This is a genomic window from Ulvibacter sp. 2305UL32-6 (assembly GCF_058148545.1).
This window is the reverse complement of sequence record NZ_JBYVKA010000001.1, coordinates 72710-98980: the sequence shown is the minus strand read 5'-3', so window position 1 is coordinate 98980 and position 26271 is coordinate 72710. Positions and strand designations below refer to the sequence as shown.

General features: G+C 38.4%; 25 protein-coding genes. 9 read left to right on the top strand and 16 right to left on the bottom strand.

Annotated features, from left to right (window positions below; genetic code table 11):
* Positions 1-22: 22 nt before the first annotated feature.
* Entirely contained in the window at positions 23-1090 is a 1068-nt protein-coding gene (locus ACY2RU_RS00505; protein WP_490136442.1) for a putative type IX sorting system protein PorV2, read from the bottom strand.
* Between the two features lie 204 nt (positions 1091-1294).
* Here ACY2RU_RS00505 and ACY2RU_RS00500 point away from each other — a divergent pair, with 204 nt between their 5' ends.
* On the top strand, positions 1295-2044 hold the full coding sequence (locus ACY2RU_RS00500) for a CDP-alcohol phosphatidyltransferase family protein (RefSeq protein ID WP_490136441.1): 750 nt from the start codon (positions 1295-1297) through the stop codon (positions 2042-2044).
* Positions 2045-2133: 89 nt separating this feature from the next.
* Here the strand turns inward: ACY2RU_RS00500 and lptB are convergent, their stop codons facing one another.
* The 4 genes from lptB to ACY2RU_RS00480 form a co-directional block, all read right to left on the bottom strand.
* Positions 2134-2886 carry an LPS export ABC transporter ATP-binding protein gene (gene lptB, locus ACY2RU_RS00495; RefSeq protein WP_490136440.1) on the bottom strand — a complete coding sequence of 251 codons (753 nt, stop codon included), beginning with the start codon at positions 2884-2886 and terminating at the stop codon, positions 2134-2136.
* A gap of 54 nt (positions 2887-2940) precedes the next feature.
* Complete coding sequence (locus tag ACY2RU_RS00490; RefSeq protein WP_490136439.1) at positions 2941-3294, bottom strand: carboxymuconolactone decarboxylase family protein; 354 nt, start codon at positions 3292-3294, stop codon at positions 2941-2943.
* Positions 3284-4123 carry a twin-arginine translocase subunit TatC gene (tatC, locus tag ACY2RU_RS00485; protein ID WP_490136438.1) on the bottom strand — a complete coding sequence of 280 codons (840 nt, stop codon included), beginning with the start codon at positions 4121-4123 and terminating at the stop codon, positions 3284-3286. Before tatC ends, ACY2RU_RS00490 begins: the two co-directional genes overlap by 11 nt.
* A gap of 82 nt (positions 4124-4205) precedes the next feature.
* Entirely contained in the window at positions 4206-5171 is a 966-nt protein-coding gene (locus ACY2RU_RS00480) for a KpsF/GutQ family sugar-phosphate isomerase (protein ID WP_490136437.1), read from the bottom strand.
* A 192-nt stretch (positions 5172-5363) separates the two neighbouring features.
* Between ACY2RU_RS00480 and recQ the strand changes: the two genes are divergently transcribed.
* A complete protein-coding gene (gene recQ / locus ACY2RU_RS00475; RefSeq protein WP_490137454.1) occupies positions 5364-7562 on the top strand; it encodes a DNA helicase RecQ in 2199 nt (732 codons plus the stop codon).
* A gap of 66 nt (positions 7563-7628) precedes the next feature.
* Complete coding sequence (locus ACY2RU_RS00470; protein WP_490136436.1) at positions 7629-8996, top strand: T9SS type A sorting domain-containing protein; 1368 nt, start codon at positions 7629-7631, stop codon at positions 8994-8996.
* On the opposite strand, the gene ACY2RU_RS00465 is transcribed toward ACY2RU_RS00470, so the two are convergent.
* Positions 8991-9848, bottom strand: a complete 858-nt coding sequence (locus ACY2RU_RS00465) for a sulfotransferase family 2 domain-containing protein (RefSeq protein ID WP_490136435.1) — start codon at positions 9846-9848, stop codon at positions 8991-8993. The two genes, ACY2RU_RS00470 and ACY2RU_RS00465, sit on opposite strands and share 6 nt — an antisense overlap.
* Positions 9849-9984: 136 nt before the next feature.
* Between ACY2RU_RS00465 and ACY2RU_RS00460 the strand changes: the two genes are divergently transcribed.
* Positions 9985-10917, top strand: coding sequence for a peptidylprolyl isomerase (locus ACY2RU_RS00460; protein WP_490136434.1), 933 nt, complete (start codon positions 9985-9987; stop codon positions 10915-10917).
* 154 nt (positions 10918-11071) lie between these two features.
* Positions 11072-11596 (top strand): YfiT family bacillithiol transferase, encoded by a 525-nt coding sequence (locus ACY2RU_RS00455; protein WP_490136433.1) that lies wholly within the window; start codon positions 11072-11074, stop codon positions 11594-11596.
* Here ACY2RU_RS00455 and ACY2RU_RS00450 read toward each other — a convergent pair.
* Complete coding sequence (locus ACY2RU_RS00450) at positions 11593-12150, bottom strand: thioredoxin family protein (RefSeq protein WP_490136432.1); 558 nt, start codon at positions 12148-12150, stop codon at positions 11593-11595. The two genes, ACY2RU_RS00455 and ACY2RU_RS00450, sit on opposite strands and share 4 nt — an antisense overlap.
* 118 nt (positions 12151-12268) lie before the next feature.
* Here ACY2RU_RS00450 and ACY2RU_RS00445 point away from each other — a divergent pair, with 118 nt between their 5' ends.
* From ACY2RU_RS00445 to ACY2RU_RS00435, 3 genes are read left to right on the top strand one after another with little or no spacing between them, the layout of a single operon-like run.
* A complete protein-coding gene (locus tag ACY2RU_RS00445) occupies positions 12269-12580 on the top strand; it encodes a phosphoribosylpyrophosphate synthetase (RefSeq protein ID WP_490136431.1) in 312 nt (103 codons plus the stop codon).
* On the top strand, positions 12570-12908 hold the full coding sequence (locus ACY2RU_RS00440) for a tRNA-binding protein (protein WP_490136430.1): 339 nt from the start codon (positions 12570-12572) through the stop codon (positions 12906-12908). Before ACY2RU_RS00445 ends, ACY2RU_RS00440 begins: the two co-directional genes overlap by 11 nt.
* 12 nt (positions 12909-12920) lie before the next feature.
* Positions 12921-13466: a DUF6265 family protein gene (locus ACY2RU_RS00435; protein ID WP_490136429.1), complete on the top strand. Its 546-nt coding sequence runs from the start codon at positions 12921-12923 to the stop codon at positions 13464-13466.
* Positions 13467-13469: 3 nt separating this feature from the next.
* On the opposite strand, the gene ACY2RU_RS00430 is transcribed toward ACY2RU_RS00435, so the two are convergent.
* The 7 genes from ACY2RU_RS00430 to ACY2RU_RS00400 all read right to left on the bottom strand — a co-directional run bounded on the left by ACY2RU_RS00430 (position 13470) and on the right by ACY2RU_RS00400 (position 22192).
* A complete protein-coding gene (locus ACY2RU_RS00430; RefSeq protein ID WP_490136428.1) occupies positions 13470-13964 on the bottom strand; it encodes an SRPBCC family protein in 495 nt (164 codons plus the stop codon).
* A 78-nt stretch (positions 13965-14042) separates the two neighbouring features.
* Positions 14043-15290, bottom strand: coding sequence for an erythromycin esterase family protein (locus tag ACY2RU_RS00425; RefSeq protein ID WP_490136427.1), 1248 nt, complete (start codon positions 15288-15290; stop codon positions 14043-14045).
* A gap of 96 nt (positions 15291-15386) precedes the next feature.
* Positions 15387-16499, bottom strand: a complete 1113-nt coding sequence (locus ACY2RU_RS00420) for a helix-turn-helix domain-containing protein (RefSeq protein WP_490136426.1) — start codon at positions 16497-16499, stop codon at positions 15387-15389.
* 37 nt (positions 16500-16536) lie between these two features.
* Positions 16537-18003, bottom strand: a complete 1467-nt coding sequence (locus ACY2RU_RS00415; protein WP_490136425.1) for a S41 family peptidase — start codon at positions 18001-18003, stop codon at positions 16537-16539.
* A gap of 70 nt (positions 18004-18073) precedes the next feature.
* Entirely contained in the window at positions 18074-19921 is a 1848-nt protein-coding gene (locus ACY2RU_RS00410; RefSeq protein WP_490136424.1) for a mechanosensitive ion channel family protein, read from the bottom strand.
* An 88-nt stretch (positions 19922-20009) separates the two neighbouring features.
* Complete coding sequence (locus ACY2RU_RS00405; RefSeq protein WP_490136423.1) at positions 20010-21629, bottom strand: SulP family inorganic anion transporter; 1620 nt, start codon at positions 21627-21629, stop codon at positions 20010-20012.
* 47 nt (positions 21630-21676) lie between these two features.
* Entirely contained in the window at positions 21677-22192 is a 516-nt protein-coding gene (locus ACY2RU_RS00400; RefSeq protein WP_490136422.1) for a GNAT family N-acetyltransferase, read from the bottom strand.
* A gap of 204 nt (positions 22193-22396) precedes the next feature.
* Between ACY2RU_RS00400 and ACY2RU_RS00395 the strand changes: the two genes are divergently transcribed.
* The gene (locus tag ACY2RU_RS00395) at positions 22397-23365 is read left to right on the top strand and encodes a lipid A deacylase LpxR family protein (RefSeq protein ID WP_490136421.1); all 969 of its coding nucleotides are present in this window, start codon (positions 22397-22399) and stop codon (positions 23363-23365) included.
* 4 nt (positions 23366-23369) lie between these two features.
* Here the strand turns inward: ACY2RU_RS00395 and ACY2RU_RS00390 are convergent, their stop codons facing one another.
* Together ACY2RU_RS00390 and ACY2RU_RS00385 are read right to left on the bottom strand one after the other, a co-directional pair.
* Positions 23370-23735, bottom strand: coding sequence for a VOC family protein (locus ACY2RU_RS00390; protein WP_490136420.1), 366 nt, complete (start codon positions 23733-23735; stop codon positions 23370-23372).
* Positions 23736-23743: 8 nt separating this feature from the next.
* Positions 23744-26263: a M14 family zinc carboxypeptidase gene (locus ACY2RU_RS00385; RefSeq protein WP_490136419.1), complete on the bottom strand. Its 2520-nt coding sequence runs from the start codon at positions 26261-26263 to the stop codon at positions 23744-23746.
* Positions 26264-26271 lie beyond the last annotated feature (8 nt).

Genomic DNA, 26271 nt, shown 5'->3' with positions numbered 1-26271 from the left:
GCGTTATAAATAGTCTACAAATTTAGCGAAAAACGCTCCAATCTATCGTCAACGAAAATACATTGGAGTAAAGTGCGGCACTTTGATCGCCAATATCAGTTAGGGCATAGTCTACTTGAATGCCTTTATATTTAAAACCAACACCTATATTGGGCTGGAAGCCCACAGATTCATTACCATCTAATTGCTGAACGTTCTGAAAATTACCCATACCAGCGCGAACAAAGATCATATCAATATAACCAAATTGAAGCCCTAGTGCGGGTGTCATGCTTGCGGCAGAAGATGAAATTATATCATTGGTTTCTGCAAATCTAAAGTTAAAATCTACTTCAGTAAGCAAAACATAATCATAATGAAATACGAATTCTCTTGAAATTCCGAGTTGTAGCTTCGGGATGGTGATCTCGGTTGTTTCCGGAAGATCTTGATTCTGCCCTTCCACAGCGCCAGAAATTTCTGCAAATTTCTCCTCATCAATCGCCCAGGCATTAAAAGTTGTGGTAATATCACGCGCCATCAACCCGAAATTCCATTGGCCAGATTCAAATTGAATTCCGGCGTCGAGACCAAATCCCCAGGAACTAGCAAAGTCACCAATTATTCTTCTTATAATCTTAGCATTCACTCCAAAATTGAGTCCGTCGAGTGGTAATCTGCGCGCGTATGAAAAGGTAAGCCCGTAATCTGCTGTAGAGAATAGAGAAATTCTATTGTAATCAATATTTCCCTGATCATCAATTAATTGTGTGGTATTTAAAATATCATCAACGCCAAAACGGATAATTGAAAGTCCTACGGCGCTCTGCTTATCTAAAGGCATCGCAAAGCCAGCATAATCATAATTGGCAATGTTGGCAAAGTAGGAGGCGTGCATTAATGACAATTGTTTGTCTTCAACATGTACGAGTCCGGCGGGATTCCAATAGCCTGAATTTACATCAGCTGTGTTTGCTACCATAGCGTTCGCCATACCAAATGCGGCGGCATCAACACCAATGTTCATAAATTCGTTAGAATATTTACGCACTGTTTGAGCGTTAGCTGTAATAGCTACAAGACAAAAAACAAAAAATAATTTCTTCTTCAAGCTTGGAATTTGGGGGCAAAGATGCCACTATTTTATAAGATAGTAAACTATAATTTTAAACACATATTGTGTTTTCAAGAGCTTAGACGAAAATACTTTGCTATTTTTACAGCGGAAGGTACAATTGTTTGTTTTTTGTGCTTCTTTTATCATTTTTATTTTCAGTAGGGAAAAATTGATTTAGACCTTATACAACGCCTAACTATGATCAAGCAAATACCCAATATTATTACATCGCTAAACTTATTATGTGGTACGGTAGCGATATTGTTCGCAGTTTCTGGCGATCTTATAACCGCTTCAGTTTTTGTTTTCTTCGGAATTTTCTTTGACTTTTTCGACGGACTTGCTGCAAGATTGCTCAACGCCCATAGCGAAGTGGGGTTACAATTAGATTCGTTGGCCGATATGGTGACCAGTGGGGTAGCGCCTGGTATTGTAATGTTACAATTATTGAGTCAGGCAACTACAGGTGCATATCTTGATATTGGGGCGCTGTTTTCTGAATCTGCATGGAACACTTCGGTGTTTGACTATATACCTTTTATCGGGCTCTTAATTACGGTTGCCTCTGCCTATCGTTTGGCAAAGTTTAATGTAGACACACGCCAAACTACGAGTTTTATTGGGTTGCCAACTCCTGCAAATACCCTGTTGATCTTAAGTTTGCCACTTATTTTACATTTTCAGAATACACCAGCTTTAGAAAGCATTATTCTAAATCAATGGATGTTACTTGGGTTAACTTTATTGAGTTGTATTTTATTAAATGCTGAACTTCCGTTGTTTGCATTGAAGTTTAAAACATGGGATCTTAAGAGTAACGCGGTGCGCTATCTATTTTTGCTAGCGTGTATTGTTTTGCTCGTGCTGCTTAAGTTTGTTGCGATACCAGCGATCATCTTACTTTATATTTTGATATCATTGTTTTGGAAAGACCAAGCCCCGCAATAGCGATTGAAGCGGCATCCCTCCAACTTGATTGGAGGATATAGCAGAAAGCGCGACCGAGACCTTACGCTAGTAAGCGTCTTGGGATTGCCCTACTCTTTTTTCTGAAAATCAAGTTTCTTTTTACGCAATTCAAAATTCTGACCTAAATACACCTTACGCACCATTTCGTCTGCAGCCAGTTCTTCTGGGATACCGTGTTTTAAGATGCTCCCTTCAAACATGAGGTAAGTGCGGTCGGTGATGGCAAGTGTTTCTTGTACGTTATGATCGGTGATAAGAATACCGATGTTTTTGTTTTTTAGTTGTGCCACGATACGTTGGATGTCTTCTACCGCAACGGGATCAACGCCGGCGAAAGGTTCGTCGAGTAAAATAAAATGCGGATCGGTTGCTAGGGCGCGTGCAATTTCGGTACGTCTGCGTTCACCACCACTTAAAAGATCGCCTCGGTTGGTGCGAATGTGCCCGAGTCCGAATTCTTCAATAAGCGATTCCATTTTTAAGAGTTGCTCCTTTTTTGAGAGTTTGGTAAGTTGTAAAACGCTTAAAATATTGTCTTCAACACTGAGTTTTCTAAATACCGAAGCCTCTTGTGCTAAATAACCAATTCCGTTCTGAGCTCTTTTATACATCGGGTAGGAAGTGATCTCGGTACCGTCGAGAAAGATATTTCCACCGTTGGGTTTTATGAGACCTACGATCATATAGAACGAAGTTGTTTTTCCAGCCCCGTTTGGTCCTAGGAGTCCGACGATCTCACCTTGATTTACTTCTACGGTGATGCCTTTCACAACCTTTCGGCCTTTGTATGATTTGATGAGATTTTCGGCTTTTAGTTTCATGGAATGCGTTTCACTTAGAACGTTAAAAATAGGATTTAATTTCCGAAGTAGACATTAAGACTCGTAGCTTTCTAGGGCTTCCCAGTATTCATAGGCGCGACGCATATGTGGAATGACGATAGTACCACCTATTAATAGCGATACGCTGAGGGCTTCAACAACTTCTTCTTTAGGAATGCCTAGTTTAAAGCATTCTTCCAAATGGTAGCGTACGCAGTCATCACAGCGTAAAACAAGTGAGTTTCCCAAGCCTAAAAGTTCTTTGGTTTTCTTCGGAAGCGCCCCTTCTGCATACGTATTGGTGTCTAAATTAAATATGCGTTTTACGATCTTGTTGTTATCTGCCAGCAATTTTTCGTTCATTTTAGAACGATAAGCGTTGAATTCGTCTACAATATTATTTGACATGTTGCTTTTCTTTTTTACGTTGTTTTCTTACTACGGCACGTGAAATAAAAATACTAATTTCATATAAAATGATTACCGGAACAGCTACGATCACCTGACTCGCAATGTCTGGAGGCGTTATTATTGCTGAAAGTATTAAAACTCCTACCAAGGCGAATTTGCGGTATTTGCGCAGTATTTCGGGTGTTACAATACCTATTTTAGTCAGGAAGTAAATAATAATAGGTAACTCAAAGATGAGTCCGCTAGCCAATACAGACGCCCGAACCAAGCCAATATAGCTACTTAGGTCAAAATCGTTAAAGACCTCTTCGCTTACACGATAGCTTCCTAAGAAATTGATCGATAATGGAGTGACAACATAGTAGCCAAAAAGTACACCTATAAAGAATAGAATGGAGGCTATGATAATAAAACCCCGACTATTTTTACGTTCGTTGACCATTAGCCCCGGACTAACAAATTTCCAAAACTCATAGATTATGTATGGGAAGGCGACTATTATTCCAGCGGTAATGGAAGTCCAAATGTGGGCCGAAAATTGACCAGCCATGGTTCTACTTTGTATTCTGAAGGGCAGTTCATCAAAACAAAAACTATCTTCAAAACCTAAAAAAGTAGCGGCACGACACAATAATTTATAGGTAGGAAAATCTGATTTTTTTGGTCCGAATAATAATACGTCAAAAATAAAATCTTTGGCAATAAAGGCGATTGTTGCCAATATAACTACAGCAACCGTTGACCGTATCAAGTGCCAACGTAATTCCTCGAGATGATCTAGAAACGACATCTCCTTCCCCGGACTATTCTGTAGGCGTTTTGCCATAGGTGTTGTTTAATGACTTAATGGGTTAATGACTTAATGCTTTAATGAAATAATGTATAATACCTTAATTATTTATTATTGACTATATAATGCCTTCTTTGGTTAGATTATGAATATGAACCACGCCTGTATATTTACCGTCTTCTTCAGCTAAAATTTGAGTAATTCCGTATCTGTCCATAATTTCCATTGCTTCAACGGCCATCGCGTCATTATCAATTCTTTTTGGGTTGCTGGTCATAATATCTTTAGCCGTTAAACCAACAAAACTATCGGTTTTTGTAAGCATTCTACGTAGATCGCCGTCGGTTATAATCCCAAGAATCTTGTCATTTTCAACTACTGCCGTAACGCCCAGCATTTTTTCAGAAATCTCAACGATCACTTCTTTTACGCCAGTATCTGGATGAACTTGCGGTTTTTCGTTTAGTGATGTCAAATTGCTCACGCGTAAGTAGAGCTTTTTGCCCAAAGAACCTCCTGGATGAAATTTGGCAAAGTCTTTACTAGAGAATCCGCGAAGATCCAATAAGCACATGGCAAGGGCGTCGCCAATAACCAATTGTGCCGTGGTACTTGTTGTAGGCGCTAAGTTGTTTGGACATGCCTCTTTTTCAACATACGCATTAAGTACAAAATCTGCCTGCTCTCCTAGAAATGAGGCCTTGTTGGCTGTAATGGCGATCAATTTGTTTCCTACCGCTTTTATTAATGGCACCAATACTTTGATCTCAGGGGTATTTCCGCTTTTTGAGATGCAAATTACAGTGTCATTGATCTGAATGGTTCCTAGATCACCGTGAATTGCGTCTGCGGCATGCATAAAGATAGCAGGAGTACCTGTAGAATTTAATGTAGCCACGATTTTGGTAGCAATGTTTGCGCTTTTGCCAATTCCTGTGATGATGACTCTACCGGTAGAGTGGTAGATATATTCAACTGCATCAGCAAATTCGTTATCTACCAAAGAAGCAAGATGCATGATGGCATTGCTTTCGGTTTCAATCGTTTGCTTGGCTACGGAAATAATCTTACTTTGTTTATTCAAAATTTAGACTTTCTAATGGTTGCTACTGTTTCAGAATTTAGTATATTTAAAAGATAAACGCGATGATACAATTGCGTTTTCAGAATTAAAACACATACTATAGATACAGCAGTACTATAATGGTTGCGAAATTACGATTGTTCCCGTGTTTACACAATTTTATTTACGACCACAACAAATTAACAATTAACGATCAGCGTGAGCGAAACCGATTTATACGCAGCACTAAAAAAATTCTTTGGGTTTACCCAGTTTAAAGGTCTCCAGAAACCGGTGATACAAAGCCTTTTGGCAAAGGATGATACATTTGTGATCATGCCTACCGGAGGTGGAAAATCATTGTGTTATCAACTTCCCGCATTAATGCAGGAGGGTACAGCAATTGTTGTATCTCCACTTATTGCACTTATGAAAAATCAAGTGGATGCCTTGCGTGCACTTTCTTCGGAACACGGTATAGCCCATGTTCTTAATTCTTCTTTAAATAAGAGCGAAGTACGACAGGTAAAAGAAGATATTCTTAGTGGCGTGACCAAACTTTTATATGTTGCTCCCGAATCTTTGACCAAAGAAGAATACGTCGATTTTTTACAAAAAGTGACGATCAGTTTTCTTGCCATAGATGAGGCGCATTGTATTAGTGAATGGGGTCACGATTTTAGACCAGAATACCGTAATCTACGGGCCATTATTAAACGAATAGGAGATAATATTCCTATTATAGGATTAACGGCAACGGCAACTCCCAAGGTACAGGAGGATATTCTTAAAAATCTTGGAATACAGGATGCTAATACCTTTAAAGCATCTTTTAACCGACCTAATCTCTACTACGAAATTCGTCCGAAGACTAAAACTGTAGATAGCGATATCACGCGTTTTGTCAAGCAAAATGAAGGGAAGAGTGGGATCATTTACTGCCTAAGCAGAAAAAGAGTAGAACAACTCGCGCAAACACTGCAGGTAAACGGGATTAAAGCTGTGCCTTATCATGCAGGTTTAGACGGAAAGACTCGAATTAAACACCAAGACATGTTCCTTATGGAAGATGCCGATGTTGTTGTCGCTACTATTGCCTTTGGAATGGGGATAGACAAGCCCGATGTGCGTTTTGTGATCCATAATGACATTCCGAAGAGTATTGAAAGCTATTACCAAGAAACAGGTCGAGCAGGCCGCGATGGTGGAGAAGGACATTGTTTGGCCTACTACAGCTATAAAGATATTGAGAAGCTTGAAAAGTTTATGAGCGGGAAGCCGGTGGCTGAACAAGAAATAGGACATGCCCTTTTACAAGAGGTTGTTTCTTTTGCCGAAACATCTATGTCGCGACGCAAGTTTATTTTGCACTATTTCGGAGAAGAATTTGACAACGCAACAGGAGATGGGGGAGATATGGATGACAATATGCGTTATCCGAAAAAAAAGCACGAGGCAAAAGACGAAGTGATAAAATTACTGAGTGTTGTTGATAAAACAAATGAACAGTACAAAAGCAAAGAAGTGGTCAATGTACTTACCGGGAAGGTGAATGCTATGATCAAATCACATAGAACAGATACACAGAGTTTCTTCGGTTCGGGAACATCACATGATGCACCGTATTGGATGGCATTATTACGTCAATTGCTAGTGGCAGGATACCTTCGGAAAGACATAGAAACCTATGGTGTTATAAATTTGACCAAACGTGGGCGCAATTTTCTAAAAAGTCCAGAGTCGTTTATGATGACCGAAGACCACTCATTTAAAGATGCTAATGACGATACAATAATTGTTCAGGAAAAGGGTGGTGCTGTAGCCGATCAAGCCTTGTTTAGCATGTTGAAAGCTCAGCGCAAAAAGGTAGCAGATAAACTTAATTTACCTCCCTTTGTGATCTTTCAGGATCCTTCTTTAGAAGATATGGCCCTTAAATATCCAATTACAATGGAGGAACTCTCTAACGTACATGGTGTTGGAGAAGGAAAGGCCAAAAAATACGGAACTAGCTTTTTAACCATGATCCAGAATTATGTTGAAGAGAACGATATTATGCGTCCAGATGACTTTGTGGTCAAATCAACGGGTACCAATAGCGCCTTAAAATTATATATCATTCAAAATGTAGATCGAAAATTGCCACTCGATGATATTGCTTCTGCTAAAGGTTTGGATATGGCCGATTTCATTAAAGAAATGGAAGCTATAGTATATAGTGGAACCAAGTTAAATATAGACTATTGGATCGAAGACATTCTTGATGAAGATCAACAAGAAGAAATTCATGAGTACTTCTTAGAAGCTGAAACTGATGCCATTGAGACTGCTATGGAAGAATTTGATGGAGATTACGACGTAGAAGAGCTACGCCTGTATCGCATTAAATTTATTAGTGAGGTGGCTAATTAACTGTTTTTTTGGTAAGCTGCCAGCTTTCATTCCTTTAGAAAACGTAATTTTGCCCAAAATGATTTTATGAAGTGTCTTGTCTCTTTACTATTTATTCTTTTTTCACAACTGATTACAGCGCAACCTTTTTCGGAATATCAAAGTTTTTCTGGTACCTATGATTTTGTATTGGTTGGGAATACACACAATGAAGCTGAAAATGCAGGGGGATCATGCACGTTACTTTCTGAAAGTAGCGCGACCTTAGACTTAAATGCCAATCAAACAGTCGTTGCTGCGTATCTATATTGGTCAGGTTCGGGAACAGGAGATTTCGACATTACTCTTAATGGGGAACTTAGAACTGCTTCACGAACTTTCAGTATTCAAGAAAACGGGCTGGATTATTTTGCAGCATTTGAAGATGTTACAAGTCAGATTCAAGCATTAACTACCAACCAATTAACTTTTTCTAATTTCGATATAGATGTTTCCGCTCACTGTGCCAATTCCACTAATTATGGTGGATGGGCAATGGTTGTTGTTTATGAAGATACTATGTTGCCAGTAAACGATATTCGAGTCAATGATGGTTTCGTTTCTGTTTCCGCCTTGAATCCGATGGTTTCAATAACACTTGATGAACCCATTATTTATAGTACAACAACAGCAACTATTGGGTTTTTAGCTTGGGAAGGCGACAGCAGCTTAGCCAATGGAGAAAACCTTAGTATTAATGGTGAGATCATTCAGAATCCGCCTTTAAACCCGGGGGATAATCTATTTAATGGAACAAATAGTTATACAGGTTCTACAGAGCTGTATAATATGGATTTAGACTTCTTCGATATAAGTGGTCTTATAAATGAAACGGATGATTTCTTGGTCATTGAAATGAATACCGCTCAAGACCTCATTATAATGAATACAATTGTTACTAAAGTAAAGGATGCAACCGCTACAGATACCGATGGAGATACGGTGTTTGATGCGCAGGAAGATCTGAATGACAACAGAATACTTGAAGATGATAATACAGATGGTGATTCGTTAGCAAATTTTCTCGATGATGATGATGATGGAGATGGAACATTAACCAAAGATGAAGATTATAATAATAATGGAACCCCATTAGATGACGACACAAATGGTAACAATATTCCAGATTACCTAGATAACGAGGTGTTTTTAGGAGTGCCTGAGTTTACAAGCGCAAGTATTCAGATTATCCCTAATCCTGTAAAAAATAAGATCACGATTAATGTTTCAAAAGTTTTAATAGAGGAATGTACTATAAAGGTACTTTCGGTAGGAGGGCAGACCATCCTCGATTTTGGCACGGTATCTTTTGGAAATGAGCTTGAATTAGATGTTTCAAATTTAAAACAAGGGCTTTATTTTTTGAGTTTTGAACATAAAAATGTTTCTGTTAGCAAGAAGTTTTTAAAGTTATAATCCGAGCTTCTTTTTTAGTTTTCCTCTAATTTTCCTTAGCCACAAAATCGTTTTGTTAGTGCTCTTAAGTTGATGGAATTTATTTTTTCTTCGGAAATCTTTAAGCTCAGATTCCAAATTGTACTTCAACATAAGCTCACTATTGATCGATTTGGCCACCTCAAACAATTTAATGTCCCATGCATTGCAATCAGCTATCTTTTGAATTTCATTGGAAGTAAAAGAGCTGAGGTTTTTACGTGTTTTGGTTTTATTCTGACTTAAATACAGCGGAAGTTTAGGCCAGTTCAAATCAGATTTTAAGATTAGTAAAGACTCATCAAACTGCTTCGTTAAAAAAACATAATCCATTTTTGTTAGATTCTCAATAGCTTTAGCTAACACACGCTCCCCATGAATTGATAGATCAGTTGGTGCTATATTTCGATCTAGTATGTGAGCCACATCGCCCGCCAAATGACGAGTTTGCACATTATCACTACCAATTTTTTTTGAAAAAAGAATAAATTCTTCTATACTATTCATTTTAAGAACCTGATCGTGTACATGGCTACGCTGAGACTCTTTTAAATAAAAGTATGAAGAAACAAAGCGATCAATAGGATCTCTAAGATAGGTTAATGTTGTGGCCTGTTGTATCGATGGTAGCAATTCCAAAGTGAGATGTCCTTTAACCACATCAAAGGCATTTTGCTTTTCCGCAGTAAACTCTTGAAAAGTTTTTACACCCAAAGCCGCCTTGGTGCCATAAATGTGATAAACCGATTTATACATGGTTGAAAGGATCCTATGTAAGGTAGAACCTGCAGTTTTAGGAATATGTATAAATACTAGGGTCTTGTTGGGCTTCATTGTAAAAGAGTAAAGACAAACAAAAGTACTTATATTTTATGATTGTTTTCTAGTTCGTTTTATATGATTGTTCGTGCTATAATTTTGCAAAACACTTATTCATCGTATCTTTGCCCTTTATAAAAAACTAAGAAACATGCAAGACGGTATTTACGCAAAAATAACGACAGAAAAAGGAGAGATCCTAGGTAAGTTAACCTACAAAAGAACACCGGGAACGGTTGGAAACTTTGTAGCTTTAGCTGAAGGTAACCTAGAAAACGAAGCTAAACCACAAGGCACGCCGTATTACGACGGACTCACATTTCACAGAGTGATCCCAGATTTTATGGTGCAAGGAGGAGACCCTAATGGTACAGGTGCGGGCGGACCCGGATATCAATTTGATGACGAGTTTCACCCAGAACTAAAACATGATGTCCCTGGGGTATTTTCTATGGCTAATTCTGGTCCGGGAACCAACGGAAGTCAGTTTTTTATTACTCATGTACCTACAGATTGGCTCGATAATAAACACACCGTTTTTGGTCATGTTGTTGAGGGGCAAGAGGTAGTAGATAGTATTGCACAAGGTGATACAATTCAAAAAGTAGAGATAATCCGTGTGGGTGATGATGCTAAAAAATGGAATGCTGTTGAGCAATTTCGTCAATTTAATGGTGCAAAGGCCGAACGTGAAGCCGCTGCAAAGAAGGCGCAGGAACAGGCTATGAGCGAATTAACGCAAGGTTTTGATAAGACAGATAGCGGTTTACACTACCAGATCATTCAAAAAGGAACTGGTGCAAAGCCAGAAAAAGGACAAACCGTATCGGTACACTACAAGGGAATGTTTGCAGACGGAGGTGTTTTCGATTCATCATACAAACGCGGCAAACCTATTGATTTTCCAGTGGGAATGGGGAATGTGATTCCAGGTTGGGATGAAGGAATTTTATTGCTGAATACAGGTGATAAAGCCCGTTTTGTGATCCCAAGCGACTTGGCATATGGTGCTGCAGGAGCGGGAGGAGTAATACCGCCAAATGCAACCTTGATATTCGACGTAGAATTAATGGAAGTAAAATAAGAAGAGAACCATTCTTCAATTATGAAATTTTGTGAATGTTTTAGTTCGAACACGCTTCGGGATCTTGAAAACATATTCACAGTTCGTTAATAAGATTTTATAAAGATAAAACGAGAGCACCTTCGGAAACGGAGGTGTTTTTTATTTTTGCTAAATGAATTTAGAACAATTACAATATCCCATAGGGCGCTTTGAAGTGACTTCTGAAATTTCCGAAGAACAACTTCAAGAAGCCATGACCATTTTGGAAATATTTCCTCTTCAGCTACGCGAACTAACAAGTACCCTTTCCGAAGTGAATCTTGAAAAGACCTATCGCGAAGGCAGTTGGACGATCCGTCAAATAGTACATCATCTGGCCGATAGCCACCATAATAGCTACTTGCGCTATAAGTGGGCCTTGACAGAAGATAATCCGTTGGTGAAAGTATACGACCAAGATGCTTGGGCCGAATTAAAAGACTCCAAAACCGCGCCAGTTGCATGGTCATTAACACATATAGAGGTGGTGCATCAAAAAATTGTACACCTACTAAAAATGCTCTCTGAAGATCAATGGAATCGAACTTTTAGACATCCGGTTTCTAAGGAAGTAACAAGTTTAAAGTTAAATACATTGCGATATGCATGGCATAGTATGCATCATTATATGCATATTAAAGCAGCATTAAACAGCTAGTTTTTCCACTTTATATTACAACCTATACTCGGTTTTTGATCTTTACGCTGCGGATTATTATTTAAAATATTATCTAAGGCTTCGCGAACGTCACGTCCGTTTACTGGAATTCCGTTCCCAGGGCGAGAATTGTCTAACTGACCGCGATATACTAGTTTAAGTTCTGAATCAAAGACGTAAAAATCGGGTGTGCAGGCAGCATCAAATGCTTTGGCAACTGTTTGATCTGCGTCAAAAAGATACGGAAAAGGGTAGTGGTGCTCGCGCGCATTTTTCCACATTTCAGCAGGGCTGTCTTGTGGGTATGCCTTAGTATCATTACTACTTATAGCGGCAAATCCGAAACCGATAACCCGATAGTCATTTGCCAATCGTACCAACTCTTCATTGACGTGCTTTACAAACGGACAATGATTGCAGATAAACATAATTATCGTTCCCTTTTCCCCTTGAATATCAGACAAAGAAACAAATTGATTGTTTATAGTGTTGATCAATGAAAAATTGGGCGCTTGTGTACCCAGCGGGAGCATATTTGAAGGAGTTAGAGACATAAATTTTTCGTTTACAGGATTGGTCTGCATTAACAATTCAAAGTTACAATTATTAAATCGGTATTAAAATTTTGAAATTTTGATGTCGAGGCTGTATCTTTAAGCTAAACACATAGTTATGAGAGAAGGATATTCATCGCTATCCGTTGCGATAGCCGATTTAGAAAGTAAAGGGTATACAGCCGATTTTAATCTGGTGGCCGATGGCTTAACGTCAAAATCACTTAAGAAAGAATGGAAAGCCGGACATTGCGATGTTATTAAGTATTATCGGTTTGAAGGAATGACCGATCCTGGCGATAGTAGCATTTTATATGTTATAGAAACGCATGACGGTACCAAGGGTTTATTGGTTGATAATTATAGTGCCAAGGGTAGTTATCTATCTCCTGAGATGCTTAAAAAATTAAAAATAACTCATGAAGAATGAATTATCATGGACCGATTTCGAAAAGGTTGATATGCGCGTAGGTACCATTGTAGACGTGCGAGATTTTCCTGAAGCTCGTAATCCTGCATACCAATTGCATATTGACTTCGGAAGTGAGCTTGGCATCCGCAAAACATCGGCTCAGATCACAAATCTTTACGATCTGAAAGATCTAAAAGGTAAACAAGTGGTTGCGGTAATTAATTTTCCGAAGAAACAAATTGGACCTTTTATGAGTGAATGTTTAGTACTTGGAGCGGTAGAAGGGAAAGATGTAACACTTTTACGGCCAGATGTGCCGGTTGAAAATGGTCTACGGATTTTATAATATCTTTATCGCATGAGAAACATATTATTTTGCTTTTTGATTTTGCTGTTAGTTGCCTGCAAAGAGAACCCAACTACAACAAATACTAATTCCGATGAACCTTCGGCCAAGACGAATACTGTTAATTCTTCCAATAAATTAAACGATGCTGCGGCAATGGCATCGCTTAATTGGCTAATAGGAGATTGGCAAAATACATCTGGAGAAATTAAAATGTATGAAAGCTGGTGGCAGGAAAAAGATCATTCCTTTAGCGCAAAAAGTATTTCCGTAGTGGGAAATGACACTGTTTTTTCAGAAACCATGAAATTACATACAGCCAACGATTCAATTTATATGACTGTTACTGGAGCTCAAGAAGATACAGAGCAAATGGTAACCTTTACGCTTGTCTCAGCGAAGGATAAGACGTTTACTTTCGAAAACAAGAAACACGACTTTCCGCAACAGATCGTTTATTCAAATCCGTCTCGAGATACCATTCATGCATGGATCATAGGGATTCAAGATGGTCAAGAGCGAAAATCCGATTTTTACTTTGAACGGGTAGTTGACTAATAGTTAACTATTTATTACACCTTTTATTTTCGGATCTTTGTTTCGTTGATCAACTTGGGCTTCGTAAAATGATTTTAGATTCAGTAAGAAGAATGTCCATCCGCTAGCACACCCTAATCTAACATCTTTTTTTGATGCATCATCAAGTGGAATACCGCTTTGCGATAATTTTACGATTGTATAATCATCTAAAGATTCAAGTTGTATATCAACGATGCAATCTCCAGCGAAATGAAATTGAAAATGGTCTTTACCATTTGCAGCCAAAACTTTATTTTCTTCTACACCGTCATAACCATACCAATACCATTTATAGCTGTTCCCTGCCTTGACTAGTTCATTCTCAGGAAGTTTATTGCCATCTTTGTCGTAAAAATTAGCCTTGCTCAGAAACCATTTTTCTATCTCCTCCGGGATAGCCCAAGCATTATATAGCTGCTGCATGGGAGCTTTAATAGCAATTTTTTTACTGAATTGTGACCAGTCGAAATCTTTCATAAGATAATTGTAAAATGCTAATATACTTTATTTCAATTATTTACATACAATTTCCTGATGTTCATTTATGATAACACATTATTTATAAGTTGGTGGAGTTCCTTTGCTAAAAGAGATAATTCCGTCAAACCGATTGGTTGGTATAAACTCAATGATGCCTCCGTTTTCCAGTTCGTAGGCGCTAACAGGATTGAATAATATCTTGGTAGCATCAGATTTTCTGATGTCTCTAAGATTTAAAAAAGCAATTTGATTTCCCGTATTGGCTAATTTTTTTTCAATATGTGTGACTCCTGAATTATCAAAAGGGATATTTTTCTGAGTCCAAAATTGATAAGCTTCTCCTTGATAGGCAAACAAGCCCAAGGCGTAATAATCATCGCCATATTTCTCTTTTAAAAAATGTCCCATGAATTTGATAGAACCATCCAAAGTATTTGCGTTTTCTACATGTGCATTATGCGCCCAAATAATAAACTTTTTTTCTGGAAACACTTCTTCAAGCAACCAATTTAAGTTTTCAGCCATAAGCTTATCACGCAGTGCAATTCCATTACTCCATTCACTAAAAGGTCTGTCTACAGAACGCGCAAACATACTTAGCGTTCTGGTCATAATGTCGAATGAAAGACTGGAGAGATCATTTTCAGCTATGATCTCAGTTTTGTTGTTTTCAAGAATGCTTTTTGCTGCTGTTGCCGTATTTACAAAAATGTCGCGGTGTTTTACATAGTTTAATGAATCTCCAGAATAACCGGCTCCATAAGATTTTTGGTAAGAATACATACGTACGTTAAGACTGTCGGCCAGTGTTTTATCGTAGCGTTTAAGTATCGATTGCAATTTGCTTGAAAAATATTCGGAGGAAGTCTGTGTATCATATCCCACATAGGTTAAGGGGTGTTCTGTTTTACTTACTTCTTTTATATGCTGAAACATAGCATTTGCTTCGTTTGCTCTAAAATTTCCGAAGAGAGAATGATCACGTAACTCGATAGCCGTAAGCGTATCGATATCCTGATACGCTAACATGATATCGCCTAAACCGCCTTCCATAGCCAAGATCTCGAAATTCATTTCTTTATGGAGGTATTGAACCAATTCCGACTTAAACTTGTAATACGTCCCAAGTCCGTGAGTACTTTCACCTATTGCTACAATTCGGGCATCGCCAATGACTTTGTTTATTGCGCTAAAATTAAGACTCGTCTCAGACGCTAACTCTTCGACATTTTGTTGAAGCCATTCACCTTCGGTCTTTGTGGTTTGTGCACAAGCAATATAAAGGGTTGAAACGACAAGCAATGCGATTTGTAATATTTTCATAAGATGTGGTTTTCTAAACAAATATGATCATAAGACCTGTATTAACAGCACGTTTGAATTGTCTAGATGTCCAAAAAAGAATCATCTTGGACGTATTTATAACGTAGATTGGTTTTTTTTATACAAAGAAGGGGTGATTCCGGTTGCCTTTTTAAAGATGGCATTAAAGCTAGATTTAGAACTAAAGCCTGCTTCTTCGGCCAAGGTGACTAAAGTGTATTTGTTGGCTTCGGAAGAGCGTAACAATTCTTTAACTTCTTCAACGCGATACAGATTTAGAAATTCTGAAAAGTTCATATGATGTACTTCATTGATATATTTTGAGAGTTCTTTTGTGGTGGTTCCTGTTTCCGAAGCAAATTCGGTTAATGTAAGATTTGAATTGGTATAGATCTTATCTACACCAATAGCCTTCTGAACCTTTTTTGCTAAAAGATCCCAATGCGCTGGTGGTGTATTTTTTTTGTACTGCTTAATGGAGGTGAAAAACAATTTTGGTTTTGTAAAACCCATATAACCAATCCAGTATATCAATAGGGTGTTAAACATAAAGGTTGGGTAAGAAAAGGCAAAGCTTTCTTTCCAATTATGTAAAAATAGATCGAAAGAAAATAAGATCAGATCTATTATCATGATCAACAGGAATACAGTTGTGAGTCGTCTTAACCAGCCAAACACGGGTTGTGACTTCTTTTGTCCATTTACATTTTGAGCATTCTTTTTGATCAGGCGAAGTGAGGCGATCAAGATAGCAATGGTGAATACTTGATAGAAAAATTCATGTATTCTGAAAAAATCTGAATCTACGACCACTCGGGTGATTCTAGCACTATTTTCATAGACTGAGATCCCGAACCAATATGTTCTTAAGAGTCCGTATAAAACGGCTGGTAAAAAAAGATACCACTCTTCTTTGTGGTAAACTTTTCCATCTTTTGACGGAAATTGATTTTTTACATAGAAATAAAAACCAGCACCGATCAACCATTTATAGGGGTAGGGGAACATATGAAGCGGCCGGTAATACTGAAAAAACTCCATGTCTAATAGCGCATAGATCAAGTTGTAAAAGGAAAGTGAGAACAGAAAAAGCAGAAAAAAGTATACTGCTAACCGGTTAATTGTTCTCTTTTGATATAGAAATAGACAGAGAATCATACCTTGAATCCCTCCAAGGAGCATGATTATATTAAAAATATTATAGTCCAAAGATATAAGCTTAAAGCAGTCTAAAGATAGCGATTTGCTATTTAAGGTTTTGCTGTAATTCTAATGCTTTAATTATCGCGATATCACCTTCCGAAGAAAGATCGGCAACCACTTTGTGCAAAAACTCTTGTGTATCTCTGGGATAGTCAATTTCAACGTCGGGTGGAATTCCAAGGCCTTCATAATTATTGCCTTTCATATCTAAATATACCTCGCTTGAGAGTCCGAATTCCCATCCATTCGGTAATTCTTTATCAAGAACATCCGAGAACACGCCTTCGGTTCGCGATCCAATTTGCACAATATTAGGCAAAGACAAGGCACTTAACGCCATGATCTCGGTCGCACTTGCCGATTCTCTGGCGATAAGCAAATAGACTGGTTTTTTAATAGGATTTTCTGAAGCCGGTTGAGTTACATAATTGATTGGCGTAAAGCCATCTCCTAAACGTCCTTTTTTTGAAAATACGACCTTTTCTTTGGGATTAAAACGTTTTAGCACATCCATGCCTACCTCGTCTTTTCCGCCGCCATTAAAACGAACGTCGATAATTAGCGCGCTGGTCCCGGCAAGCTCTTTTAGAATGATGTCAAGAGATTCATTGATTCCGGCGACTTCTTCTGGCGTGCCCAACTCTAGGCGTTCTGCTTCTTCAAAATAGGCCATCCAATAGTTGCGCCACGATAGTGTGTCACTAAGACCAAGGTCAACCAATCCCATCATTTGATTGATCTGGATATAACCAACATTATCTTTTAACTTCCCCCAGCGAAGGTTTCCGTTTTTAATGGAAGTTCCTGTCGGAATATATTCGTCGGCTACCATTTTAGCGACTTGATAATTGCGAAGTCTCTTTTTAGGTACTTCGGAAATAGCAGTAGAATTGCTTTCGACTTTCAAATTATTTTTGTCGGAAAGCGCTTTGGCTGCGGCCTCAATTTCGTCGGGCGCACTAATGCTTATATGCGCATCATCGAAAGATTCCAGCATTTCATTCATGATCATAAATAATTTGGCGTCGCTCGTTTCCGAAGTAACCAACGGTCTGTACGTTGCATACATGGCATTAGGATCAATTTTCCGAAGTTCAAAATAGACGTAGTGGGTTTTAAAGGTCTCCCAAAGGACTTCAAAATTGTGCTCAGGATCATTTGCTTTTGCTTCGGCTGCGGCACGTTCGGGAGATCCCGCTTTACAAACTGCGGGAGCGTCTTTCACTTTTACAAAAAAGTAGCGATTGATGCCATCTTGAATAGAAAGCGTATCATTTGAAATGCTCAGGGCATCGGCAAAACTTGAAATTTCACCATTCATCAAAGGGATACATGAGTATTTAGTGACGTCGGCTAAGATAAATTCGCCTTCTACTATTTTTAGTACGCGACCGTAGCCAACAGATTCATATACGCCGTCGAGGCTTTTTTCTTCTGAAATAGTAGTTGATTTACATGCTGTTATTATACTGGCAGTTGCAGCGATTAGAAATATGGCAAATTGTTTCATAGACTCAGTTTCGTTCTTATAAAGATAAGACGAATCATATAAACCAAAGGTTGCCTAAAGGATACCGAATTTACTTTTTATCGGTTTTGTTGGTAAAATTAAAGCTTGGTGGCTTATATCCCTTTGGTAAATAACTTTCCGGAATGGTAGTCATATTACCATCACGTGCGGCTCGATAATGAGGTGATAAGATCTCAATGTTGCGCTCATTGCATACGTCTTGTATATTTTGATGCAGATTGGAATAGATAATAGCTTGTTTATTTGGGTCTCGGGTATAGCCATTGATCTGATAGGAAACATAAAAATCGTCTAAGCTGGTTTGAAGTACAAAAGGAGCGGGGTCTTTCAGTATTAATTCGGTTCTACTTGCTGCTTCGATCAAGGTTTCGTGCATTTCTTTCCATGGAACGTCATAACCAATAGTTACTGTAGAGTGAATTATTAAACCATTTTCGGGTGCATCACTACTGTAGTTGATCGTATGGCTATTCATAACGGCAGAGTTTGGGATCGATATGATCTCGTTTTTGATAGTCCGAACTCTTGTGACTAAAGTAGATTTTTCAATTACATCACCGAAAACATCTCCAATTTTAACGCGGTCACCTATTTTAAATAGGCGCATATAGGTTAGAACCAACCCAGCGATAATATTTGATAAGGAACCTGCAGAGCCGAAGGTAAATAGAAATCCTAAGAATACCGAAACACCCTGAAATATGGGAGAGTCACTACCTGGTAGATACGGAAAGATCACCACAAACATAAAGGCGATGATGATAATTCGGATAAGTTGATAGGTAGGAGTAGCCCAATCAGGATAGAATCCTGGGATAGCTAAATTTCCTCTTTGAATTTCGGTTTTAAAGAAACGAATTCCTTTTAAAATATATCGAAAGATAAATATGATTACTAAAATAGTGACGAGGCTTGGCAAATAGTTCCAAAATGCTAAAAAGATCTTTTTAACAGGATTCAAGATATAACCGAACATGGTATCTGCAAAACTTTCGGTCCATGGAAAGATTGCAAAAAGCACAGGCAAAGCAATGTAAATGGCTATTACAATGGTAAACCATTTAAAAATTTTATTGATAAGTAATAGGGTGCTTACCTGCCTATCTGCGTCAAAAAAGGTATAATTTTTAAACTTAATTCCCTTAATTCTTTTTCCTTTTTGATCTTCAATTTTACCCGCGGTCCAGCTAAATAGCTTTGAGACATATTTGATCAAAAACAGAATCACTATAAGAACCAATACGGCTAAGCCAACTTTAGTTAAAATACCCCAGACATTTGTCTCATCCTCGTATTGCTGTATGGCATCGGTAATGAGGTTCTTTTGATAGGTTGCTAATTCTAAATTTGTTGTATTACTCCACAGCGCATCATTTTCGGTAACCGTCATGATGATGGTTTCGCCAAAAACAATATCATAAGCAGCTTCAGTTTCAATTATTTTTAAAGAATCTACTGTGAAATTTGCTGTTTCGGGAAGCTTTTTGATTCGTTTATGAACGGCCTCGGCGCGATCTTTTGCTGAAAAACTTCCCAACTTATTGTGGATAGAGAAAAGGGTATCTTTAAAAAAGCCAATAACGGGATAGCCTTTAGCCGATTTGCGAAGGACCTCCATTTGGCGTTGTTTTTCCAGAAGTCGGGTTTCATTTTTTCTTTTGATTGAATCGAGCTTTACTTGAAGCAAGACGCGTTTTTCAGTTTCAGAAGAATTTAAAGATACAATCTCGCGTTCTAGGCGCACCTTTTCAAGTGAATCTATGATCCGTTGTTTTTCTAAAGCCAATAACACAGAAGTATCAGGGCTGTTGGAAATAGTATCTGTTGATTGCGCGTTTCCTATTGGAGCAACGAAGATTAAAATTACAAGTAAAAAGAATATTGTTTTATTATCCATGTTTTGTGTGAAAAATCGCGACGAATGTAATTGATAAATGTATACATCCAAATTTTTTATACATTTATTAACATGCACATTTTCAATGTCATACCTCGCTATCCATAATGTCGGTCACCACATAGTATCGCGGGTCATCTATGGCGTTTTGAATGATGGTTTCAAATTCAGGGTTCCACTTTAATAAAAGGGTTTTACAGTCGGGGCTAAGGTGCGTTAAGGTGACCTTTTTACCACTTTCTAAATACTTATTAGCGATATTCCGAAGTGCTTCAACTCCCGAATGGTCACTAACTTTCGATTCTATAAAGTCGATCTCTATATTGTCAGGATCATTTTTGACATCAAATTTATTATTAAATGCCTGTGTAGAACCAAAGAATAAAGGTCCCCAGATCTCGTATACTTTTGTACCATCCTCTTTTATGTGTTTTCTCGCACGGATCATAGTGGCGCTTTTCCAAGCAAAAGTTAAGGCACTCATAATTACACCTGCTATCACTGCTACTGCAAGGTCAAACCAAACTGTTATAGCTGAAACAGCGATTAATACAAAAGCATCAGACAAAGGTATTTTATGTAAAATTCTAAAACTACTCCATGCGAATGTCCCGATTACCACCATAAACATAACGCCTACCAAAGCTGCGATTGGGATCTGTTCAATTAGCGGTGCTCCAAACAATACAAAACAGAGTAAGGCAATAGCGGCAATTGCACCAGATAGTCGTCCGCGCCCACCCGAATTTACATTGATGATCGACTGCCCGATCATGGCACAACCTCCCATTCCACCGAAAAGTCCGTTTAATATATTTGCACCTCCTTGAGCCACACATTCACGATTTCCACTTCCGCGGGTTTCGGTCATCTCATCAATAAGGTTTAGCGTCATTAAGCTTTCGATCAAACCTACTGCTGCAAGAATAAATGCTGTTGGAAGAATTACCGATAAGAAACTCCCTTTCATAGTATAAAATAGAGTGAAAATTTGATCTTGAAAGGTTGGTAATCCACCTTGTAAGCCTTCACCACCGCCATCACGAATAAAGGATCCTACGGTGCTTACATCGAGACCACCAAAGATGGTTACGGAAGCTACCACAACAATGGCAACCAATGCCGAAGGTATTTTCTTTGTTAGCTTCGGAAGGCCAAACATAATTGCCATAGTTAGGAAAACTAGACCTAACATTATATAAAGGTTTTGTCCGGTTAAAAATTGTTGAGTTCCATTTACATTTTCTTTAAAAAGACCTAATTGTGAAAGGAAGATCACGATGGCTAAACCATTTACAAATCCCATCATTACGGGATGTGGAATAAGTCTAACAAACTTTCCAAGACGTAAAACTCCGGCTAGGATCTGAATCCCCCCAACGATAAGCAAGGTGATAAAAAGCCATTGTAGTCCTAGATTTTCCACGGGTATGTCTAGTGCCATTCCAACTTCGTTTCCTTTTTGGATCATATGAACCATAACTACGGCCATAGCTCCTGTGGCGCCACTAATCATACCAGGTCTGCCTCCAAATAAAGAAGTGATGATACCCATCATAAATGCACCATAGAGCCCCACTAATGGGTCAATACCTGCTACAAAGGCGAATGCAACCGCTTCTGGAACCAAAGCTAAAGCTACGGTAAGTCCTGAAAGGATGTCGTTTTTCGGATTTTGAGTAAAATTTTTAATCGTTTTCTGCCACATAGGTTTTTGCTTCAAAAAGCGGCAAAGGTAATCGATTGCTGCTGTTTTTAGCTATGGTAGCGTGTTTTTTTGATCTCGTAGTAAACAGCATCGTCAAGCCCTTTACATACATCATCTTTCCAGTAAGTCATTCCTAATTTTTCCAAAACACGTACCGATGCCACATTTGCTTTGGCTGCCCTCCCAATGATCTGAATAATTTTTAAGGTTTCAAACCCGTATTGAAGCGTCGCCTTGGCGGCTTCGGTAGCATAACCATGTCCCCAGTCTTTTTTAAAGAAACGAAAACCTATGTCGATCATTCCATCATCATGACGTTTTAATCCGCACCACCCTATAAAATTGTTAGTGTCTTTGGTGATTACCGCCCAGCGTCCCATACCATTTTTTCTGTAATCGTCATAGTTTTTCAGAAACTCTAAAGCGTCTTCCTTTGAGGCAAAGGGAGGGTCTCCTGTATATTTGATCACATCCCAGTCTTCATTGAGATGAAACATATCATTGGCATCGCTTAATTGAAATTCACGAAGCAAGAGTCGGTTTGTTTCCATGATTGTCTGCATACTATAAAAATAATAATAATTATGAATGTTGACCAAAATTTGCGAAATGGCACAGTTGGGTGTTAGGTTAAAATGGAAGTTGATAGGTAATCTTTTTAATTGGGTGAAGTTAGTGTGATTTTTGAAATACTTTTCATGAAGGTTTTCTATGTCATGCCATTAAGTTCTATTATTTTAGTGTTTTCTTAACCGAAACTTGTTTAAATGATAAAGCGATTATCGCTGAGTTTACTTATAATACTTTGCTTTTTTACAATTGTAGTAAATGCTCAGAAGATAGATACTACATCATCATTTCGTGATATCGATAGTGAAAAGTACTTTCGTTTTCAATTTGACAATGATTATTTCACTAACAAGGATCAGGATTATACTGAAGGTTTTAATATTCAAGTCTTTAACCCGTGTTTTGCAAAGAACCCTATAAATTACTTGATCTTTAAGCCAAAAAATGCCCAAATCACTTATGGAGTTTCCGTAGAACATATCTCATACACCCCAGAAAATATAGGTAGTGTTGAGATCCAGTTTGGTGATAGACCTTTTGCATCTGCCTTAATTCTGAATAGTACCGTAGTTTCTACAGATACGGTGCGAAAATCTCGATTTAATACAATAGTTAGCTTAGGACTTATAGGGCAAGGGAGCCTTGGTGAAACTTTACAATTAGGCTGGCATCAACTTACCCGAAATGTGCTTCCGCAAGGATGGCGATATCAGATCAAAAATGATATTGTGCTTACTTATACCGTACAATATGAAAAGGAACTTTTGCGAGCAAACAATTGGTTCTCTTTGCAAACTACATCAAGAGCACAGTTAGGGACTTTATTTACCAATGCAGGTGTTGGGTTTAATATGGTACTTGGGCTTATAAATGAACCATTTTCGGCTGCAGCTGATAATAAAAAACTTCGGCTATATGTATACATTCAACCGATGGCTCATATTGTTGGTTATGATGCTACGCTTCAAGGTGGGATGTTTAACAATGACAGTGTTTATACTATCGCCTCTGGTGATGTAGAACGGTTTACTGGACAATATGTTACGGGGATTGTGATTCAGAAATACGGCTTCTATGCTGAATTCACAAGAACGAGTATTACCCGTGAATTTGCCAACGGAAGGTCATCTCATTGGGGCGGTTTACGTGTTGGGTATTATTTTTAATGACTTAATTGTTAAAGGAGCCAATATGCCATAATACACCAGCAGGATCGTGCATAAAAAATTCCTGTCCCCAGTCTTGCTTAACTATTCTTGAAATTTTAACTCCTTTAAAATTTGATTTAAGTTTTCTTTTTTTTACTTCGGAATGATAGGCTGAAACATCAGAAACTTCCAAAAAAATCATCGAATTTTCTATCCAATCCTTATGGTAGTAATCCTGAAGATAGAAACCGAAGTCTTCTTTTCTGAAATAGGACATATTTACTGATATTGGAATTTCTTCAAAACCAAAATCGCGATAGAATGCTTTGGATATTTTATAATCCTTTGCGCCAATAAAGGGCCGAATAGATTTTATTGTGGAATTCATTTTAAAAATTACATTTCATCTCCGAAGAAAATAGCGTTCATAAGTAGTTTATTTGTACCATACCAAAAAGCTCTAAAATTGTTATTATCCGTAAAGTAAATTACTTGCCCACTTCCCAATCCATCAGTCTTAAAGGCCGCGGTATTGGCAAGTTCTTTTAAATTTGGTTTCGAAATATAACCACTTAGCAAGGGGTTTTCGGTATATCGAATAGGATTGTTAAAGCTCTCTTTGTCGGCTTCAAGAAAGAGTGTAGAATTTCTAAACACGGGTAATGTGCTATTCTTATAGCCAAATGCAATGGGATGCGAGCGATCAAGCTTAGTTTCAAATATAGCGCCTCCAATTACCTGAGCCCCGTAGTAATCACCTACTTGCTCAAAGGTTATAGCTTTGGCTGTGTCTTCTTTCGAATTAAATTTCATTTCCAAGAGCTTATTGCTGTTAAACCAACGCCCCGTGTTTTTATAGCCAATTAGCGTGCCTCCTGCTTTTACCCAATTGGTTAACTTTTCTGCCAAACTCTTGTCTAATCCACCGCCCCAGCTTGTAGGTAGAATGATGTCTGTATAGCTGCTCAAATCGGCACGACGAAGATCATCACTATCAATTTTAGTCAAAAGCATATCATACCTAGTGTCCATTAAATGCCACATTTCACCTGCGTCATATGGATTGATTCCGTCGCCAATGATCATAGCAACCTTAGGTAGTTCAAGCGCGCGAAACTGACTACTTCCAAGGTCGATACCCTTTGTTAAACCTGTGCTTGCTGCATGAATAGTTACGCCAGTTTCAAGAGCAACTTCTTTAACTGCTTCGGAAATTTTAGCTGCGGTCATTGCTTGATTTTGTACGGGAATTAAGATGGTACCATAATCGTAGTCTTTACCTCCTAAGCTAAATTTCTTCATACCCACTTTGGTTCTTAAGCCTTTCTTTTGAAGCATATATAACGCTTTGGGCGCATAGTAATCATGCCATTCCATCAAATAGGCATACTGCGAAATCCCTTGAACGGCTCCTTTAGGCTTTTGAAGATCTGTGATCTCTGGGCCTGCCTGACTCAAGCTTGCTTTTTCATCATAATCGAGATTAAAAGCCAAAGGAAATGACCATGCACTTATATCATAGAAAAGGCTGTCTTGAAATGTTGTTCGTTTTTCAAACATAGCTTTTATTAAGCGATGTTGTTTTTGATTCTTCGGAATGATATAAGCACTTCCTTTTTTGTAGTTTTTTCCGTTGGAAGTGAAATCTTGTTTTACTTCGTGAAATTTGATCTTATGTCTTTGTAGTATTTCGGCCAGATGATATGCTTTGGACGCATCTTTTTCATCACCGAAGACAATGGCGCCGCCGCCTGTAGCTTCACGTCGGGCTTCGCTAAAGAAATCACGCTGATAATCTAGTATCTCTTTGCGCATAGAGACTGCAGCTTCTAAAGTAGACAGCGCTGCGGTAAACTGGTTGCGAATGGTAAACGGAAAGGTTAAGATCCCGTTTTCACTTTCTTGCGCATGCCCGCGTGACGAAGCTTGCTCGAACAAAATTCCAATTCCTCCATTAATGTCTGGAAAAGTAGAGCCTTTCCCGTAATAGAAATCGTCAAAGCTTTCTTCAGTATAATAAAAGCTGCCAATTTTGTCTAGTGCCTTGGCGTGAAATTTAGCAATATCTCCAGTGAGTTGTTGATTTTTTTGTGGAGTTAAGGGGTGAGTTCTAGAGGGAATACCTGGTTGGAAAAAGAAACTAGAATTAGTTCCCATTTCATGATGATCGGTAAGTATGTTGGGATACCAATTGTGGAAAGTTTTGATACGCGCTCTGCTTTCAGGAAGTTGTACAGGAAGCCAATCGCGATTCATGTCGAACCAATAGTGATTTGTTCTACCTCCAGGCCATACTTCACTGTATTCGCGATCGTTTGGGTCTGGGTTGATGTTTTGTGACTTGTGCATATTGGCCCAATAGGCAAAACGTTGGAGCCCGTCGGGATTAAACGATGGATCTAAAAGAATTACTGTATTTTGTAATAGCTCGTCTATTTTTGGGCCTTGAGCCGCAGCTAGATAATATGCTAAGGCTAAAGCTGCGTTTGATCCGCTGGGCTCATTGCCATGAATGGAGAAGCCTTGATAGACTACAATAGGCATAGCCGTAGTATTTTGCGCTGAGGAATTGTTTTCGGTGAGGGCAATATGATCTTTACGGATGTTCTCAAGATTGTTATGATTGGCAGGTGAAGTTACCGTAAGCAGGAGTAATGGGCGTCCTTCAAAGGTAGTGCTACGCGATTCAATAGCGATGCGATCACTAGAGGCTGCTACGACTTGCATATATTGTGCAAGCTTATCATGTGTAACGTGCCAATCGCCAACTTCATGACCAAGAACGCTTTTGGGTGTAGGTATGTTTGAATTATAGCTTACATCGTTAGGAAGATAATAGTCGAGATCTACTTGATAATCTTGCGCGAGTAAACCGATTGAAAAAAGGAGAAGACAGAGGTTGGTGAATAGTTTCATGCGTTGTT

Bases quoted from the DNA above. Each gene is read 5' to 3' on its own strand.
- ACY2RU_RS00430 (WP_490136428.1), bottom strand. From the start codon at position 13,964: ATGAAAGATTTCGACTGGTCACAATTCAGTAAAAAAATTGCTATTAAA.
- ACY2RU_RS00435 (WP_490136429.1), top strand. From the start codon at position 12,921: ATGAGAAACATATTATTTTGCTTTTTGATTTTGCTGTTAGTTGCCTGC.
- ACY2RU_RS00455 (WP_490136433.1), top strand. From the start codon at position 11,072: ATGAATTTAGAACAATTACAATATCCCATAGGGCGCTTTGAAGTGACT.
- ACY2RU_RS00390 (WP_490136420.1), bottom strand. From the start codon at position 23,735: ATGAATTCCACAATAAAATCTATTCGGCCCTTTATTGGCGCAAAGGAT.
- ACY2RU_RS00465 (WP_490136435.1), bottom strand. From the start codon at position 9,848: ATGAAGCCCAACAAGACCCTAGTATTTATACATATTCCTAAAACTGCA.
- ACY2RU_RS00500 (WP_490136441.1), top strand. From the start codon at position 1,295: ATGATCAAGCAAATACCCAATATTATTACATCGCTAAACTTATTATGT.
- ACY2RU_RS00445 (WP_490136431.1), top strand. From the start codon at position 12,269: ATGAGAGAAGGATATTCATCGCTATCCGTTGCGATAGCCGATTTAGAA.
- ACY2RU_RS00460 (WP_490136434.1), top strand. From the start codon at position 9,985: ATGCAAGACGGTATTTACGCAAAAATAACGACAGAAAAAGGAGAGATC.
- ACY2RU_RS00490 (WP_490136439.1), bottom strand. From the start codon at position 3,294: ATGTCAAATAATATTGTAGACGAATTCAACGCTTATCGTTCTAAAATG.
- ACY2RU_RS00450 (WP_490136432.1), bottom strand. From the start codon at position 12,150: ATGTCTCTAACTCCTTCAAATATGCTCCCGCTGGGTACACAAGCGCCC.
- ACY2RU_RS00410 (WP_490136424.1), bottom strand. From the start codon at position 19,921: ATGGATAATAAAACAATATTCTTTTTACTTGTAATTTTAATCTTCGTT.
- lptB (WP_490136440.1), bottom strand. From the start codon at position 2,886: ATGAAACTAAAAGCCGAAAATCTCATCAAATCATACAAAGGCCGAAAG.
- ACY2RU_RS00440 (WP_490136430.1), top strand. From the start codon at position 12,570: ATGAAGAATGAATTATCATGGACCGATTTCGAAAAGGTTGATATGCGC.
- ACY2RU_RS00385 (WP_490136419.1), bottom strand. From the start codon at position 26,263: ATGAAACTATTCACCAACCTCTGTCTTCTCCTTTTTTCAATCGGTTTA.
- tatC (WP_490136438.1), bottom strand. From the start codon at position 4,123: ATGGCAAAACGCCTACAGAATAGTCCGGGGAAGGAGATGTCGTTTCTA.
- ACY2RU_RS00395 (WP_490136421.1), top strand. From the start codon at position 22,397: ATGATAAAGCGATTATCGCTGAGTTTACTTATAATACTTTGCTTTTTT.
- ACY2RU_RS00400 (WP_490136422.1), bottom strand. From the start codon at position 22,192: ATGCAGACAATCATGGAAACAAACCGACTCTTGCTTCGTGAATTTCAA.
- ACY2RU_RS00470 (WP_490136436.1), top strand. From the start codon at position 7,629: ATGAAGTGTCTTGTCTCTTTACTATTTATTCTTTTTTCACAACTGATT.
- ACY2RU_RS00425 (WP_490136427.1), bottom strand. From the start codon at position 15,290: ATGAAAATATTACAAATCGCATTGCTTGTCGTTTCAACCCTTTATATT.
- ACY2RU_RS00405 (WP_490136423.1), bottom strand. From the start codon at position 21,629: ATGTGGCAGAAAACGATTAAAAATTTTACTCAAAATCCGAAAAACGAC.
- ACY2RU_RS00415 (WP_490136425.1), bottom strand. From the start codon at position 18,003: ATGAAACAATTTGCCATATTTCTAATCGCTGCAACTGCCAGTATAATA.